At 58.5% G+C, this 294-nt stretch carries 1 rRNA gene; it reads left to right on the top strand.

The annotated features are described in order from the left end of the window. Positions 1–118, top strand: a 16S ribosomal RNA gene (locus MRBLMD1_RS05485); the annotation flags it as partial. Between the last annotated feature and the right edge of the window lie 176 nt (positions 119–294).

Raw genomic sequence — 294 nt, 5'->3', positions numbered from 1 at the left:
ACCCGAAGCCGGTGGCCTAACCCCTTGTGGGAGGGAGCTGTCGAAGGTGGGACTGGCGATTGGGACTAAGTCGTAACAAGGTAGCCGTACCGGAAGGTGCGGCTGGATCACCTCCTTTCTAAGGAGCGCCTACAGCAACCGGTCACCAGCGCATGTTGGTGGTGGGTGTTGTCAGGAAGCAAGCCCGTTGCGCAGGCGATTGTCCTGCGGCGGGTGCTCATGGGTGGAATATCAACAAATAGCGGCCGTTGTGTTGTCGTGTCCTTTCCTAGTACGAACCCTGGTGGTTCTGGA

This window comes from Pseudarthrobacter sp. LMD1-1-1.1 (assembly GCF_040676255.1).
Classification (GTDB): domain Bacteria; phylum Actinomycetota; class Actinomycetes; order Actinomycetales; family Micrococcaceae; genus Arthrobacter.
The sequence above is the reverse complement of the archived record's forward strand: the minus strand, read 5'-3'. Positions and strand labels throughout refer to the sequence as shown.